At 46.4% G+C, this 16,332-nt stretch carries 15 protein-coding genes; 7 read left to right on the top strand and 8 right to left on the bottom strand.

What is annotated here, in order from left to right:
• The 6 genes from H6626_12060 to H6626_12035 are packed head-to-tail and all read right to left on the bottom strand — an operon-like array spanning nucleotide 1 to nucleotide 7,387.
• On the bottom strand, nucleotides 1–1,029 hold the full coding sequence (locus tag H6626_12060; GenBank protein USN46922.1) for a 6-phosphofructokinase: 1,029 nt from the start codon (nucleotides 1,027–1,029) through the stop codon (nucleotides 1–3).
• A 45-nt stretch (nucleotides 1,030–1,074) separates the two neighbouring features.
• Nucleotides 1,075–2,118 (bottom strand): endolytic transglycosylase MltG, encoded by a 1,044-nt coding sequence (gene mltG / locus H6626_12055; GenBank protein USN46921.1) that lies wholly within the window; start codon nucleotides 2,116–2,118, stop codon nucleotides 1,075–1,077.
• Nucleotides 2,119–2,126: 8 nt separating this feature from the next.
• A complete protein-coding gene (locus tag H6626_12050) occupies nucleotides 2,127–3,644 on the bottom strand; it encodes a succinylglutamate-semialdehyde dehydrogenase (GenBank protein USN46920.1) in 1,518 nt (505 codons plus the stop codon).
• A gap of 4 nt (nucleotides 3,645–3,648) precedes the next feature.
• Nucleotides 3,649–4,671, bottom strand: a complete 1,023-nt coding sequence (locus tag H6626_12045; protein ID USN46919.1) for an arginine N-succinyltransferase — start codon at nucleotides 4,669–4,671, stop codon at nucleotides 3,649–3,651.
• Nucleotides 4,668–6,011, bottom strand: a complete 1,344-nt coding sequence (locus H6626_12040) for a M20/M25/M40 family metallo-hydrolase (GenBank protein ID USN46918.1) — start codon at nucleotides 6,009–6,011, stop codon at nucleotides 4,668–4,670. Before H6626_12040 ends, H6626_12045 begins: the two co-directional genes overlap by 4 nt.
• Nucleotides 6,008–7,387: an aminotransferase class III-fold pyridoxal phosphate-dependent enzyme gene (locus tag H6626_12035; protein ID USN46917.1), complete on the bottom strand. Its 1,380-nt coding sequence runs from the start codon at nucleotides 7,385–7,387 to the stop codon at nucleotides 6,008–6,010. Before H6626_12035 ends, H6626_12040 begins: the two co-directional genes overlap by 4 nt.
• A 182-nt stretch (nucleotides 7,388–7,569) precedes the next feature.
• On the opposite strand from H6626_12035, the gene H6626_12030 reads away from it, so the two are divergent.
• The 6 genes from H6626_12030 to hpt all read left to right on the top strand — a co-directional run bounded on the left by H6626_12030 (nucleotide 7,570) and on the right by hpt (nucleotide 12,027).
• Nucleotides 7,570–8,349: an SH3 domain-containing protein gene (locus H6626_12030; protein ID USN46916.1), complete on the top strand. Its 780-nt coding sequence runs from the start codon at nucleotides 7,570–7,572 to the stop codon at nucleotides 8,347–8,349.
• Nucleotides 8,343–8,879, top strand: coding sequence for a cyclic nucleotide-binding domain-containing protein (locus H6626_12025; GenBank protein USN46915.1), 537 nt, complete (start codon nucleotides 8,343–8,345; stop codon nucleotides 8,877–8,879). The genes H6626_12030 and H6626_12025 overlap by 7 nt, the downstream gene beginning before the upstream one ends.
• Before the next feature lie 6 nt (nucleotides 8,880–8,885).
• Nucleotides 8,886–9,938, top strand: coding sequence for an AI-2E family transporter (locus H6626_12020; protein ID USN46914.1), 1,053 nt, complete (start codon nucleotides 8,886–8,888; stop codon nucleotides 9,936–9,938).
• Nucleotides 9,939–10,006: 68 nt separating this feature from the next.
• On the top strand, nucleotides 10,007–10,768 hold the full coding sequence (bamD, locus tag H6626_12015; GenBank protein ID USN46913.1) for an outer membrane protein assembly factor BamD: 762 nt from the start codon (nucleotides 10,007–10,009) through the stop codon (nucleotides 10,766–10,768).
• Nucleotides 10,758–11,501: a tetratricopeptide repeat protein gene (locus H6626_12010; protein ID USN46912.1), complete on the top strand. Its 744-nt coding sequence runs from the start codon at nucleotides 10,758–10,760 to the stop codon at nucleotides 11,499–11,501. The genes bamD and H6626_12010 overlap by 11 nt, the downstream gene beginning before the upstream one ends.
• 10 nt (nucleotides 11,502–11,511) lie before the next feature.
• Nucleotides 11,512–12,027 (top strand): hypoxanthine phosphoribosyltransferase, encoded by a 516-nt coding sequence (gene hpt, locus H6626_12005; GenBank protein ID USN46911.1) that lies wholly within the window; start codon nucleotides 11,512–11,514, stop codon nucleotides 12,025–12,027.
• A gap of 209 nt (nucleotides 12,028–12,236) precedes the next feature.
• Here hpt and H6626_12000 read toward each other — a convergent pair whose 3' ends face one another.
• Together H6626_12000 and H6626_11995 are read right to left on the bottom strand one after the other, a co-directional pair.
• Complete coding sequence (locus H6626_12000; protein USN46910.1) at nucleotides 12,237–13,673, bottom strand: glycosyltransferase family 39 protein; 1,437 nt, start codon at nucleotides 13,671–13,673, stop codon at nucleotides 12,237–12,239.
• Nucleotides 13,660–14,487, bottom strand: a complete 828-nt coding sequence (locus H6626_11995; protein USN46909.1) for an endonuclease/exonuclease/phosphatase family protein — start codon at nucleotides 14,485–14,487, stop codon at nucleotides 13,660–13,662. The genes H6626_12000 and H6626_11995 overlap by 14 nt, the downstream gene beginning before the upstream one ends.
• 206 nt (nucleotides 14,488–14,693) lie before the next feature.
• Here H6626_11995 and H6626_11990 point away from each other — a divergent pair, with 206 nt between their 5' ends.
• A complete protein-coding gene (locus H6626_11990) occupies nucleotides 14,694–16,310 on the top strand; it encodes a DUF839 domain-containing protein (GenBank protein ID USN49024.1) in 1,617 nt (538 codons plus the stop codon).
• Nucleotides 16,311–16,332: the final 22 nt, after the last annotated feature.

Below are 16,332 nucleotides of genomic sequence, written 5' to 3'. Positions count from 1 at the left end.
TCAGATAAATCCACCCGTTTTTAAATACCGCTTCACCCATAGATGCTCCGGATCTATAAGGCGAGGCGGCCCGATAACATCACTAATCGGCGCTCGCATCACCCGTCCTTGGCGGTAAACCACGGCTTTTCCCCAGGCTCTCTCCTCAATCATCGCGGCCACCTCAACTCCCATGGCCAGTGTTAAAAATCTATCGGTGGTGGTCGGAGCATGGCTGCGCTGCAAATGCCCCAAAACCACGTGTCGACCTTCATATCCGGTTTCTTTTTCCACCCATCGGGCCAATGATTCTGCTATTCCTCCAAGGCGTTCAGGTTCAGGGCTGCCGGCCACTCGGTGGGCAATGTGTACAGATTCTCCTTCGGCATGGGCCCCCTCCGAAACAACACACACCAAACCCCTTCGCCCCCTTTGCAGATAGCCTGTTATATGTGTCGCAAGCTTTCCGTATGAAAATGGCCGCTCCGGTATAAGAACCACTTCAGAGAAAGAAGCCATTCCCCCACCCAAGGCAATCCATCCTGCTGTTCTTCCCATAGTCTCAACAAAAATAATTCGCCGATGGGCATTGGCCGTGGCTCTGAGTGCATCGACGGCTTCGGCCACCACCGAACATGCCGTGTCGTACCCGAACGTAACTTCAGTTCCAGGCAGATCATTGTCTATGGTCTTTGGTACACCAATAATAGGGATTGAACTTTTAAACGCATCAAGACCCCTAAACGTTCCATCGCCTCCTGCCGCGATAAGGCCATCCAGTTTCAGCGCCTGATATTTTTCGAGAAACTCTTGTTCACGTCCTTCTGTGCCACACTTGTTTGAAGTGCCAAGCCACGTTCCTGCCATAGCGTGGAGACCTTCAACATCATCTAGCGTCAGCTCGCGAGTTCGGCCCTCAAACACCCCTTCAAATCCGTCACAAATACCAATCACACTATGTCCATCTGCCACTGCGGATTTTGTTACTGCCTCTATAATTCCATTGAGTCCAGGAGCGTCGCCACCGCCGGTCATTAAACCAATTCGCATGAATATACTCCTCCCCCGCCTTGCGACTGCTATGTCAATTTTAGTTCACTGGGCGGTTCGATCACGCCAGGATTTTCCTTCACGCATTGACGGGTCTAATTGAAACTTTCGCACCATACGCTGATGATCTTCATAAGTTTTTGTGAACACATGGGTTCCTTCATTGCGGCTGACAAAATACAAAAACTCACTTGTAGCCGGTCGAAGTGTCGCCTCCAGGGCGGCTCGACCAGGATTTGAAATCGGTCCGAAGGGCAGCGCATTGACCCGATAGGTGTTGTATTTGTTGTAGGTCAAAATATCTTTTTTCGTGATATTTTTTTTCATTTCACCCGTTTCTGCCAATATCCCATAAAGAATGGTCGGATCACTTTGAAGTCGCATGGATTTTTTTAATCGATTGTGAAACACCGATGCTATCAAAGGCCGCTCCTCTGGAGCTCCCGTTTCCTTTTCCACAACGCTGGCCAAGGTGACCACTTGGTGCCGGGTCAAACTCGTTTCTCGGTGGGGCAACTCCTCATAAACTTTTAAAAAATTCTGTACCATTGTTCGCACCAAAGTTTCTTCTTCAGTAAACTTGGTCATTTGATAGGTTTCAGGAAACAAGTAGCCCTCGAGATTAGGCAAATCTTCCCTGAGCAATTCTCGAATCAGAGGCTTGCTCTGACAAAGGCGAAGAAATTCGTCGGCATCGCCAAGACCCTGATCTGCTAATAACCTAGCCACTTCGTACATGTTAGTGCCCTCTGGCACTGTAAAAGAATATCCGATGCTTTTTCCAGAGGAGATGATTTCAAGTATTTCGATCGGGCGCATGGTGCGATCAAGTGCATATTCACCCATTCGAGTTTTAGTAGTGAATCCAGTCAAGCGAGCCATTATAGTTAATTTTTTTGCACTTCCGACAAGCCCTTTGTGTTCAAGATCTTCTGCCACTCTTCGAAAGCTTGCGCCCGGTGGGACTTCAAATACGACTCGTTCAGATTCCTGGCTCGGACTTGAGTACCAAAATTGGAATGCTTGCCACGTTAAAGTGGCGAGCGACAAAATCAATATAAGTACTACGGCCAGAAATACCTTACGCATAAAACTCATCATTCGCTAAAACTGTAATCAATTCCAGGAAAAACTTTCGAAGCGTCAAATTCTGTGGTGTCCTCCAGGCTTGCCACAGGAACTGTACAGTAGTTGATTGCAAAATGAGCCGACGGCCGATCATTGCCCGATTTACCCATGCCTCCAAACGGTAACCTAGAACTTGCCCCGTTTGTAGTTCGATTCCAATTCACCAACCCCACGCGGGCATCAATGAGAGCTCGTTCATATTCTGCGCGTTTTTTTGAAAAAACCGACAATACCAAACCAAATCCGGTGGCGTTATTAATCTCAAGAGCCTGGTCAAAGTCGTCTACTTTGTAAATTCCTACATTTGGCCCAAAAATTTCACTCTTTTGATAAACAGACGCTTTATCCCACTTTGGCACAAGTGTGATTGACGGTGTGACATAGTGCCCCTGACTGTCCAGCTCAAGCGCCTTGCCGCGCATCAGGCTTTCACCACCTTCCCGTTTTGCAATTTCTTGAAACCGTATGTATTTTTCGACGGAATCCGCGTCTATCAACGGGCCCATAAAAGGGTTTTCTGACCAGTGACCAATCGTTAACTTCTTAGCCGTAGCGTAAAATACATCCAAAAATTTATCGTAGATATTTTTGTGCAATATTATTTTACTCGTACATGAACATCGCTGCCCCGAAGTCAAATAGGCACCCACTATATTTTCGTAGATGGCTTTTTCTAAATCCGCATCGTCCATTACCACCGCGCAATTTTTGCCACCCATTTCTAGTGCTAAAATCTTCCAGTAATGGGTCATCGTGGATTGTTTAATTTTAAGACCCACTTCGTAAGACCCTGTAAACAAGACCCCGTCTACATTTTCACTCTCAACAAGCCGCTTACCCGAAGGTCCAAGGCCTTGCACCAAATTAAACACGCCAGGCGGGAAGCCCGCTTCTTCAAAATAAGCCGCCATCAGCTGCCCAACGGCTGGCGTTTTATCTGAAGGTTTAAAAACAACCGTGTTGCCCGCTGCGAGAGCTGGAATGATATGACCGTTCGGTAGGTGCCCAGGAAAATTAAACGGGCCAACTACAGCCATAACGCCTCGGGGTTTAAATCGAATAAAGCCATCTACGCCCGGTAAAGCATTCTCTACTCTTTCTTCGGCCACAAGTTTCATTGAATGATTGATCGTGATATCAATTTTGCCCGCCATTCCCTGGGCCTCTGTGAGAGCTTCCCACATGGGCTTGCCGGTCTCACGGGCAATCACCTCTGCCAGTTCCTCTTTGTGAGACAGGTATACTTCTTTTAGCCGCTGTAAATATTCAAAGCGCTTGGTTGCAGGGATATGGCACCAATCCTTGTACGCTTCGCGAGCGGCAACACACGCCTTTTCCACATGATCAAATTCATAACTAAGTTCTATCACTGTTTCTTTCAAATTGGCGGGACTCGTTTTCGTCCACTCACCATCAGGGCGACCAGGCTTAATAAATTGTCCGCCTATGTAATCTCCGAGATATTCGATCGGTGGTCTGATTTCCATGGGACTATCCTTTTTCAATTGGGGTTACCATCACATTCATATTCGCTTCTATCTTAAGGCTCTTCACGGCGTGGTCTGGCAATACCACCTGATTATCTAAAACCTTGTAGGCTGTGGACGTGGCTCTATATCCCGCTTCATCAACTATACTGACAATGGCACTTCCAGAAAAGTCTGCGCTTAAATCTTTTGTATACTGACAGCGCAATGACGATGCCACTAAGGTGCACTCTTCGGTTGCAACGCCCATTTGCGGTCCACCATCAAATGGATCTACTTCGTTCAGATACTGAAACCCTATGGACTCCAGCAGATGAAGAGCCGGCTGGGTTTGTGGCTCCACCCGTCCCATAACTAGGCGCGCTCGTGGATCCAGCAGACACAAGTAAATATCTTCTTGTGGAAAGAGCGACCGGATAAACTCTTTGTCCGCCTGACTTAAGCGGTCCGCTTCCTTATAGGGCATCCCCGTAAATCTTCTCCCAAGCGCTTCCCAAAATTCACTGCGCCCCTCATCTGTTAACGGCGGTGCCATTTGTGCCAATAGCTGTTTTTCAAATCGGTCGCGAAAACTAGCAATGTAATTAAAGCGGGCTAAACTGACTAACTTACCCACCTTTTCAGGGCGACTTCGATATGCCCGATCCACCACGAGACCCCCGACCTCTGTGGGTCCGTCTTCATCGGCTTTCAATCTTAAGATCTGGTGGATAAAGCCCACCCCAAGAGACTTACTAAACAGTTCTTTTTTGATGACCCTAAAGCTGTAGTTAGGAATTTGTGGCGACCCGTTTTTAGCCTTAAGCTGGGAGCTTCCCGCTAAAAGATGGCTGTCACTATCTTCAACAACAAAAAGGTATTCGCATCTTTCTTTCGGCAATTGGCCCCGCTCGGACTTCAGGCTCTTATCTATTTTTTCAGCAATAGATCTTTTGTCGGCCGGCAAGTTGAGTAGTGAAAACTGCCTTGCTAAATCCAGCAAAGCTGGCGCATCTTTTTCTCTAGCTAGACGAACAACAAAACTCATAAACACACCCGCTCTATCACACGCTTGTAAAATTCAGAGGCTTTTTTCACTTCAGCTATCGACACGTTCTCATTGGGACTATGCACGTTGCCCGTTCCCTTACCTGGACCGAAAACCAAACAATTGACTCCACGCCTTTGTAGCCAGCTAGCCTCGGTCCGGGCCGAAGTGATGTTCAATCCGGGGTCAAGTTGCATGTCTTGCATCACTTGTCGGCTCACTGAAACAAGCTGGCTTTTGTCATCTGCAGAAAACGCGGCACAATAGTCTACCACCCTTAATGTCGACCCCACTTCAGCACAAGATTGTCGAAGCCGCTCCATCCAGACTTGATACTGCTCATCACTCACCGTAGGCGGCAGCGTACACGCACCTGAAATTCGAACTTCATCAGGATATGTTTTGATTTGCCCCACATTGATTACGGGCCGCTCATGATCACCTTCGTTTTGATATCGACTAAAATCTTGTTCCATTTCCATGAGCGCTCTGTGAATGCGGTTTAGCTTTCCAATCATTGTGTCATTAAATCCATCCACCAAATCCAGCTCGAGTACGGCAAATTCTGGTTGCGCCAAAGCACTGGTGCCGCCGTCCAGATCCATCACCACCATTCCCGATGGCAAATGCCCCAAATAGGTCAACATCTTTAAAATTGCATTCTCAGAAAGCGATGACGAACCCTTTGCCGTTTCATTTCCGGCAAAAATTTTACTTTGGGTCGAACTGCTTTCCATCACGTCATGCCGCCGATGGTAATCTTTTTCTTCTTTTGAAAAGGGAATGGAAAGCTCTAACACCGCTGTGCCGGATCCTTTTGCCACCAGTCGAAGTTCTGTGGGCTCCCCGACTAGCGCCATTTCTGGATTAACCAACTTCCGACGGAGCAATCGATTGACTCCTATCATGCCATTAGAGTGACCAAACGTGCCCGACAACACCAGGGGCCGGGAAAATTTCGTTGTATTGGCATACTCACTGACAGCAAGGATCTTTGCCAAAAAATCCATCTTAGCGCCGGCTACTCCGAGCCCAAAAATGGTATCGTCGTGGACGCTAGCATTAAACGGATTATTCGCCGTCTTTCCCCACATGGCAAAGTTACCTGGTGGTGAAGTGTCCAGGTGGGTTTGCAACAACAGCCCACCATTGTAACCCGACGCCTTTGACCAGGCCAAAAAGTTGACCTCTTCTCGGCCGTCCACTTGTTCGGGGTGAAAGCTTGTTTCCAGGCCCACTTCTCGGCAGAGTTCACCGGCCAGCCGCGCCACATCGGCCGTGCCCTGTGACGGCGTACTGTCCGTTGCTATTAGCTGCCTTGCAGACTCTATCAGATTCAAGCCATCTCCAATATGGATTTCTCGATAATTCGACCCGCGCAGGCAATATCTTCCGAGGTCATCACAGCCGGCAATAAAAATCTTAGACGGAAAGGACCTCGTCCGCAGCCAAAAGTCATCAACCCATTCTTGTACATTACTTTTAGTAGTTCATTCATTTTGTCACGAGAGCCGTCAAGCGGTGTTACCGCCACCATTAAACCCAACCCACCAGCATCTTTTAGAAGCCCCTCGCAGGTGGTCTCATTGAGACGGTTTAACATACCTACAAATTCGTTATGGATTTTGGCTATCTTTCCTGTGGACCCCAAATAATTCTCTTGGTCCAAGATTTCTAATATTTTTAAACCGACACTTAATGTTGGGGTCGACCCGGCAAACGTTCCAGCGATCAACCCTGGATTTGGGTTAAACTCTTCCGTCCACAAAGTGGCTCCATTTTGTAATGTCTTGGCAACCGTGCAAACATCCACGTAATCACCAAAATCTAAGGTTTCAAAGGCAAAGAACTGGCCTGTCCGACAAAAGGTTTGCACTTCATCAACCCAGACCGGAATACCCTTTGCCCGACAAAATTCAAGCATCGGCATAAAATACTGTCGTGGCGCTACATTATAACCACCTTCACCCTGCATTGGCTCAAAAGTGAAACAACACACATCCCCTTCATTTTTCGAGACGTGATCTTTCAATTCATTGAGTGCTTGTTCTGAACTCTTAGGATTGTGCTTATCGTAAAAAGGTATTCGCAAAACCTCGTGATACTCTGGCAGGCCTTGCTTAAACCCTGGATTGTCTGTGACCTCTGCCATCATCGTCGTTCGGCCGGCAAAAGCTGATTTCATTGCGATGATTTTACGGGCCGCATTGGTTTTTTGTCGGCAAACCTTCAGTGCGTTTTCATTGGCCATAGAGCCTGAGGTCGTAAGCCAGACATTTTTTAAACGACTTTTTCTGCCGGCAATTTCCACAAGTTTTTTTGCCAAAAGCACATATTCACGATTCGCTTGGAGATTGCCCTGCACCAACATATCACTCAAACTACCCCTCAAAGCGGCACGAATCACTTCAGGATGCGAATGTCCCAAAAGATGAATTCCAATTCCATTGATCAAATCAAGTTTTACACTCCCGTCTTCCAACTCTACGTAAGGTCCCCGTCCCATGCCGGTTCCGATGTAGGGGTAGAACAGCGCCCGCCCTCTGTTTTTTCCGGCCTCTTCGACCCAGTAGTTATTGTTTTCTTCACAATCCTCACGAGGCGACTGCGTTGCAGGAACCTCTGAACTCAGCCCCTGAATTTCGCCGACGAGTTTATCAATGAGAATTTCAATTTCTTTTGATTGAGATAGACGATGCCCCAATAGATTTGCCATATTTTAAACCTCTTCGTTAAACCCCATGAGCTTACTCCGTCACCTTTAACAAGACAACTCTGTAGCCCTTCGCTTCCATAGACATAGGAGCACTAAACTCCCTCGCCTAGAAACGGTTAAAGCGTTGATCCGCATAGACAAATGCCACCAGGATATCTACACTGTTTTGTATGAGGATGATTTTGTCTTTATGTTTGATTGGCATGGGGCTCGGGGGCGCTTTTGCCTTTGCCGAAGAATCGGCCCAACAGGTCTATCAACAAGGCATTCGAGCGTTTCAAGAAAATCAATTCGATAAAGCGCGGGACCTTTTTTGGCAGGCCTACGAATCTTCACCAGACAACGTTGAAGTGTTGTATAACTTAGGCCTTTCTGAACTTAAGCTCGAACATATCGGCAGAACTCTTGCTGCGTGGCGTAAAGCCGTTCATATTGATCCTTATCACAGTGCTACAGTAAGCGGACTTCAGTTTCTTCGCGAGCAAGGCAAAACTGGCTCTTTCGACGCCGGTGGCCCCTTGAGTCGCTTTCGATCCGAGATACTATCGCGATTGAGTTTTGACGTTTTATTTGCGCTCACTGCAATATTTCTTGGTCTTACTGGATTTTTGCTCATTAAGTATTGGGGCCGGCGGCGCACAGCAGTATTAGCCGAGGCACCCTCGCCCCCCTTCCCCACACTTGGCTTTTTACTAGCCATTTTCTTTGTTTTGTTCGTGGGTCTTATTGGTTTAAAAACTTATGACTTTTATGTGACTCGAGCCACCGTGGTTGCCGATTCTGTCGCCCTTCGTACATATCCCAGTGCCGATAGCAATGCGCTTTTTGATTTGTCTTCTGGCTATGAGGTGATCGTTCGCCACGCGCAAGGAGATTGGGCACAAGTGACCTATCCTGGGGGTATGACAGGTTGGGTACCGAGAGATACACTGTTCCTCACCTCAGGGCGGAATCCATGGTAAATTTCCTTTGGGACAACATATTTAAAAAAGATCAGGGCAAAAAAGATATCGCCTCTGTTTTATCTTCGAATTACTTATTTGAGACGCTCTCGCCTCGCGAAATCATGTTCGTTCAAGAAATCATTCACGCCAGAAATTACCGACCTGGCGAAGTGATCTTTTCTCAAGGTGAGGCCGGTGTAGGAATGTACATCATCGTAAAAGGCTCAGTAAACATGACCGTTGAAGACCTCCACTCAAGTGATGCCAACAATCGCGTGTTTGTGACTCGCCTCTCACAGAGTGATTTTTTTGGCGAAATCGCACTGGTTGAAAAAAACAGCCGACGAACGGCTACCGCCACTGCAGTAGATGAGGTGACTCTTCTTGGTTTTTTTAAGCCGGACCTCTATGAAATCATCGATCGAAATCCGCGCACAGGCGTAAAAATTGTGACCCGACTAGCTGAAGTGCTCGGGCGACGGCTTCGCGAAACCGCCGAAAGCTTTTCGGAGCTGAAACGAGAGTTAAAAAACTTAAAAAACAATTAGGAAGCTATGGGCTCAAACTTTCAAAAAACTCAATTGCGCCGAGCGAAAATTATTCGTTTCACTGTGTTTTTTGGTTTCTTGGCGATGCTCGGGATCGTATTGCTTGTGGTTGAGAACATCTTACTCTCAACGGTGCTTGCCTTTGTTTTGAGCTACTTGCTCTCTCCTGCAGTGAACGCCTTTGAGCGCGCAGGCATCCATAGAATTTACGCAGTGACCATCACCTATTGCGTTTTAGGTGCAGTTTTGGGGCTTGGCGTAGGAAGAGTATCACCATTTGTGGTGCAACAAGTGAGTTCCTTTCGCCATGAAATTCCTAACTACAGACAGGGCACCATTGAACTTTTGGTTGACTGGGAGTCTAAACTTACTGAAATCACCGGATCCACGATCAGCCTCAGTGACAAAGCCAATAACCTCATCATCGATTGGACCAAATCGCTTTTTGATGATCTCCCTACTTTTTTGTCACGTTCGCTGACAACAATTTTGTTGGCTCCATTTTTCGCCTTTTTTCTTTTAAAGGATGGGCGCAACATTACCAAAAAGGTTTTGGCGCTGGTTCCTAATAGCATTTTTGAACTGGTTTTAGATCTCCACCACCAGATCAACGACCAAATGGCGCAATTTGTGAGGGCCAGGCTGCTTGAGGCAGGCATCGTCGGATTGGCTGTGTGGGCCGGTTTGGCCGCCTTTTCTTTTCCCTATGCGTTTTTGTTGGCCTCTTTTGCGGCGCTGCTCAATCTGGTGCCCTATCTAGGCCCATTTATTGGAGCCGCTCCAGCTGTGATCATGGCCTTAATTAACTCGAACATGGAATATGGCCTTCTTATTGTGATTTCCGTCTACTCCTTTGCTCAACTCCTCGACATCTTTTTCATCATACCCCTAGTTGTCGCAAAAATTGTGGATCTTCACCCCGTTACCGTGGTGGTCGTGATCATCATTGGAGCACAGCTTCTCGGAGTTCTAGGTATGTTGATTTCTATTCCGGTAACAAGTGCCCTAAAAGTGACATTTACAGCCCTTCACAACCATCTGACTCAGTTTCGCGCTTAGCTCCGAAATGCCTTCTCTCGTTTGCCTACAGTTGACTTCCTGCAGCGGCAGAAAGTAGACTCTCCCATATGAAATTCTTAAACTTAGCAATATTCCCGATCGCTTTCTTACTCTTAGGCATCGTTGCTTTGCCCAGCTGTTCGTCCACTGAAAAAATCGATGTTGCCTCGGCCGAAGGCGCCTACCAGTTGGCAAAAAAATATGAAGGCGACGAACGCTACGAAGAAGCGCTTATACAATATGCTGAAGTTAAGAACAAACACCCGTATAGCCGATTCGCCACACTTTCTGAATTAGCCACGGCTGATATCCATTTTAAGCGTGAGGCCTTTATTGAATCTGAAAGTGCCTATCGTTTATTTAAAGAATTTCACCCTGAACACGAGCAAATAGATTTTGTCACTTTTCGATTAGGGCTTAGTATTTTCAAACAACTCCCCAGCACCATTGATCGCGACCTCTCATTGGCTGGTCGTGCCATGCTGTATTTTGACGAAGTGGTGTCGTCTTACGCCCAATCCCAGTGGGCCAAAGAAGCACAGGACTACAAGCAAAAAACTCTCGTGATGCTCGCTGAAAAAGAAAAATACATTGCCGATTTTTACTTCATTCGAGACCAGTATGACAGTGCCTTGAGTCGATACGAGCAATTGCTCACGTTGTACTCTGGCCTGGGGCTTGATGCTAAAGCTCTTTATGGAGCCACGGTTAGCGCATTTAAAACTGAGCAAAAAGACAAAACTGAAAAATACCTTGATGAGCTCAAAAAGCGATATCCCGACTCTCCAGAATACGCCCGCGCAAAGAAGGAGGTGACCCGTGGCCTTTAGTTCAGACGACGAAGTGTTTGAAGAAGCCAAGGCTTTGTTCATCGACGGCCACTACCAAAAAGCGGAACCACTTTTTAATCAACTAATTCTTCGCAGCAACAAGAGTCCTGAAGTTTTTCACATGCTGGCAACCATTTATTACGATCAGGGCAAATTCAATAAGGCCATCCGAACATTTCGAAGAGCTATAGAAATTGACCCGTCGTTCACCGATGCCAGTGTTGGATTGAGTATTGTTTTAAATGATCTTGGTCGCTACGACGAGGGCCAAAAGGTTTTTAATGAAGCTAAGATCATGTTGGAGCGCCAATCAGGCAGTGATGATCCCTATGTAAATGATAAGTTGGCCTTAAAACATGACGAACTCGGAGAGCTGTATTTTCGCTACAACCGGTTTGATGAATCCCTTGAGCAATATCAAACCGCTTTTCGCCTTTCAAACGGTCGTCCAGAAATAGGTCTACACGTGGTTGAAGTTTTGTTAAAAACTGAATGCGCTGACCAGGCCATCCAATTGCTAAAAGCATTGCAGAAAGACCACCCTTTGTTTATGCCCATTCGCATAAAATTGGGAAAAGTCTACTACGATTCAAATCGCGTACCAGAGGCTGTATCAGAGTGGGAACAAGTGCTTCAGAAAGAGCCTCATAATACATCTGCTAAGGATTTCTTGCAGCTAGCCAACTCGGTGCAAACCACCTCCTTAGCCGTTGAAAACGAAAACTTCATCTAAAGGAATTTCTATGTCGCAATTCAAAGATTCAATGGTCCCTTTTATTACCGCTGAAGAAATTCAGGAAATGGTTACTGAACTTGCCATGGATATTGAGCGTGACTATGAGGGTAAAGAACTGGTCCTCATCTGCCCGCTGAAAGGTTCTTTTTTGTTTGTTTCGGACCTTATGCGAAAAATCAGCCTTCCCGTCAAAGTGGACTTTGTACACGTAACCTCTCCAAAGGGCGAGAGCGTTCGCATTCTGAAAGACATCAACACCAATATCAAAGGCCAACATGTTCTCATCATCGAAGAGATTATTGATGCGGGTCGTACTCTGAAGTTTTTGTTTGATCGATTGTTGTTGTCTGATCCTGCTAGTTTAAAAATTGTGACTTTGCTCGATAAACCTGCACGGCGGGAACTTCCTGTGAAACCAGACTACACGGGCCGGACCATCGATGACCGATTCGTCATAGGATATGGAATGGACTCTGAAGAAGTAGGGCGAAATTACAAGGATATTTTTAACTTCGCCCAGTGATTTGCAGAAACACTCAGTTGGCAATAACGTTAACTATAAAAAAAATAACCACCGAAAATACAAATAGCATTGCAATTTGACCTGAAAACATAGAATTTCCCCCCGATGCTGATCCCTACTTTTAGTCTGCGACCATTGACGAGTGCTGTCAATTAATTAATGTTTATTTTCAAGGAGTTAGGTGACACCGCTTGGCCCCCATCAAAGGTCTATGGCGACGCCGATCGCTGTGACGAGAACTGATAACACCAAAAGTAATCCACATGATTTACTTTTTTGCCCCTTAGCTCAATGTCCAGCCATCCCGCTTTCATGACTGACTCACAGGTAATCTCGTTTGAAAAATTGGCGGGATAGAATTTACTGCTAATCACAAGAATGTCCTCGCCTTCCGGCTTATCCCCCTCCCAAAAATCAAACTGATCCTTCCTTTGGTCCAGCACAAATACCCTTCCACCTGAGTAATAAAAGCGCGCCCGACTTCCCTGCGACCAGTTGACCACGGCCACCGCCGACGAGCCCGCAAGCGCAGCGGCTTTCTCCATGATTTGATCCCATCCATAAATATCTCTATGAATAGAGGCGTATTCTTTGCCGGGATTCCACTTCCAATAGAGCTCCGAAAATATAGCGGCGTTCACAATTAGCGATATAACTACGCTCACTTTGAAAACAGCCGCCATTTTAAAACGTCCCGGTTTCCAAAGATAAACCACAGAACCGGAAATTAACAATAGATACGCTGGCGCAAGCCAATGGGGCAAAACCACCTCGGTAAATGACGAATAAAAGAAAAACAGCAGCACTGGTGCCACTAATAGGGCAATCAGCCGCTCGCTTCTATTCTTGGCAACAATAGATTTACTCATTCCCCAAATCGAAAACACAAATAGCGGCGGACTAAAACCAACAAACTGCAACCCAACAGAAGCCAATGCCGCCTTCCAGCCGCCAGCCCGTCCCACCACATGTTCCAATTGATAGAGAAAACTGGCCCACCCATTAGAGGCATTCCAATAAATCACTGGAGTGACCAATCCCAGAGCTAGAGCCAGAGCTATAAATAAACGCCAATTAAATAAAAGTTCTTTTTTTCGCAGCAACAGAACGTAAGCCAATAGACCAGGGACAAACAAGATCGCCGTGTATTTACTAAGGCCCATTAATCCGAGAACGAATCCCGTCGAAAACCAGCCGCTGATGTTCTGCGGAGATTTTTCAATTTTTCTCAGCGCAAAAATCAATGGAAACATCAATGCCACAAGCAAAGAATCAGGCAACAACGCTACTCCTAAAATATTGATTAAAAAGGAAGCGTTCACCGCTAAAAGGCCCCAAAGCCTCCCCACGCAAGGCACCTTTTCTTGTTTCAAATAGTACCAAACAAATAAGCTTGTCATTATCGACAGCAATGTCGCCGGCAGCCGCACCGCCCATTCGGCATGAGGCAAAAAGGAAAATAAATAGTGAATCCATCCCACCAAAGGGGGGTGATCAAAATAACTCCAGCTTAAATGCTGGCCGTAAAGGTAATAGTGGGCCTCATCCGTGGATAGGCCAACATTCGCCCCCACCACCAATCGAACAACGAAAAAAACAAATAGCGCCACTATAAAAAGGGGCACGCACCACTTAGGGGCCTGCATGCTCAAGCACCACAACGACTGGATTATGATCCGACAACTTATCGGCCACTACTGTCTTCCACGAGTTTACCTTATACAGCTTTTTGCCACCCAATAGCACGTGATCAATGCGTCGGTCTTTTTTTGTGGGGTGAGACCGATTTAACTTCTCTTTGAAATACATATTGTAGGTATCTACCCAATCTTGCTTTGCCAAAACAGCATATGCTTGGTCATCTGGAGCAATATTAAAATCACCAATGGCCATAATTGGATCTCCTTTGGCCAGCCGATTCACTGTTTGATAAAATAAAGGTGCCATTTTTCTGCGAGCTGATGTCTTTGCGTCAAAATGGGTGCCCGCCAAAAATACCTTTTCACCGGTTTGTTTATCTTTGAGCCTGACCCAAACGGCTATTCTCGGAAAGTGGTTACCAAGACCAAGGCTATAAGACCGCTCCGGATTTGAAGAAAGAAAAAAGCGGCCTTTTTCAAGTTCTTCGTAACGATCTCTTCTATAAAAAAGCACCGCATCGGTAAACGAATCAAAGTCCACGTTTTTGTAGGCTGGCAAATTCTCAACGAGAAATGTTCGTTGATAGGGCAATGGTTCAAAAACTCCCATCAAGTCAGGGTCTTGCGCTCGGATGAGATCTAGGGCCTCATCTTTTCGAAAATACCAAAACGGTATATCCAGATTCACCCACTTGTCGATGGCGCCATCTAACAGAATATTCCAAGTGAGGATCTTGTGAGCCTGACCAAATGCCGCCGAGCTCAGCCAAAAGATCAGAAGCAGTATGAACCAACGTATTCGAAAATAAGGACTTCTCATTGGCAAATGGTTACCTGTAAAAATTGCTGACGGCAAGTGGCTTGCCAGACAGGAATTGTCTTGGCGCCCTAGCGGGGGTATTCATTAAAGTGGCTATAAGTCAGGCAGCATCTTCATCCCTGCTTTAGGTCACGTTAAGATGATTTACTCAGCAAAATTTTGATTCTCGCGATGAATTTGGGGGTACACCTATGAACCATTTGCCAATGGCCACTCGTAGAGAGTTTTTACACTTTATGGGGCGCAGCGCAGCTGTGGTTTCAAGTGCCAGCGCTCTATCCACATTGACTGGTTGTTTAACCACACCGACAAGCTCAAAAGTGAACGGTCCATTTTCTCCTATTTCGCCCACTGACAAAGATGACTTGGTTTTAGCTGATGGCTTCACCTACAATCTCTTGATCGAATATGGACAGAAGATAAACACTTCGGGCGATGCCTTTGGATATGACAACGATTACTTAGCCTTTCTTCCCTCTGCTAGCGGCAACCCCAATGAGGGCTATTTGTGGTCCAACCATGAAAGTGTAGATCCAATGTTTGTAAGTGGTTTTGTGAAAGGCGGGCCACGCACAAAACAACAAGTAGAGAAAGAACAACAAGCTGTTGGCGGAAGCATTTTCAGAGTGTGGCGAAAAGATTCTGAACATCCGTGGACAGTGGACGATGGTGATGCCCTAAACCGAAGACTGTCGGGGCAAACACCCATTGACATTGTTTCCGAACGAATCATCGGCGGATCAAAAACAGCCATAGGTACGTTGGCCAACTGCGCTGGCGGAGTGACACCCTGGGGGACAGTTCTCACGTGTGAGGAGAACTATCATGATTTTTATGGTGAATACACCTACGACGAAAAGGGCAATAAAACCCATAACAAAGATTCTCGTCTGGGTTGGTCTGAATTTTTCGACCACTCACCAGAGCATTATGGCTGGGTGGTAGAATTCAATCCAAAAACTGGCAAAGCTAAAAAACTCACTAGCATGGGCCGCTATGCCCACGAGTGTGCCACAACCCAGTTGGCTAAAGACGGTCGTTGTGTTGTTTACCTTGCCGACGATTCTATGGATCAGTGCCTGTACAAATTCATTTCCGAAAAGCCCGACAACCTTGAAAAGGGTGAACTGTTTGTGGCAAACACTGACCTCGGGAAATGGATTTCCTTGGACTATAAAAAGCAAAGTCTATTGCAAGAAAAATTCAAGGATCAAACCGAAGTTCTCGTCCGCTGTAGAGAAGCAGCCCACTTGCTTGGCGGCACACCACTAGATCGGCCAGAAGATGTTGAGATTGACCCCATCTCGGGACACATTTTCGTCGCCCAAACGAACAACAAGAGCAGATCTAATTATCACGGTTCCATATTAAAAATTGTTGAATCCAACAACGACCCACTTTCGCTAACTTTCAAGGCCGAAACCTTTTTGGCGGGTGGAGAAAAAAATGGGTTTTCATGCCCCGACAACATGGCCTTTGATCAAAAGGGCAATCTCTGGATGACTTCAGACATTTCTGAAAAAGCGATGGGCAAGTCGCCCTATGCAGCCTTTAAAAATAATGGTTTGTTTTACATCCCAATGTCTGGCCCCCATGCGGGCAATGTGTTTCAGTTGGCTTCGGCGCCAACAGATGCGGAGCTCACAGGCCCTACATTTTCCAGTGATGGAGAAACCCTGTTTCTCTCCGTGCAACACCCCGGTAAATCAAGTGTTAGCCTAGAAAAGTTATCTAGCCATTGGCCGCATGGAAAGTCCTCTCTGCCACGCCCGGCTGTAGTGACTATTTCAGGGCCAGCGATGAAAGCGCTAATGACCTCATAAATCATTTAAAAAGATCATAGGC

It is taken from the genome of Pseudobdellovibrionaceae bacterium, from assembly GCA_023898385.1.
Taxonomy (GTDB): domain Bacteria; phylum Bdellovibrionota; class Bdellovibrionia; order Bdellovibrionales; family UBA1609.
This window is presented reverse-complemented; position numbering and strand designations above follow the sequence as displayed.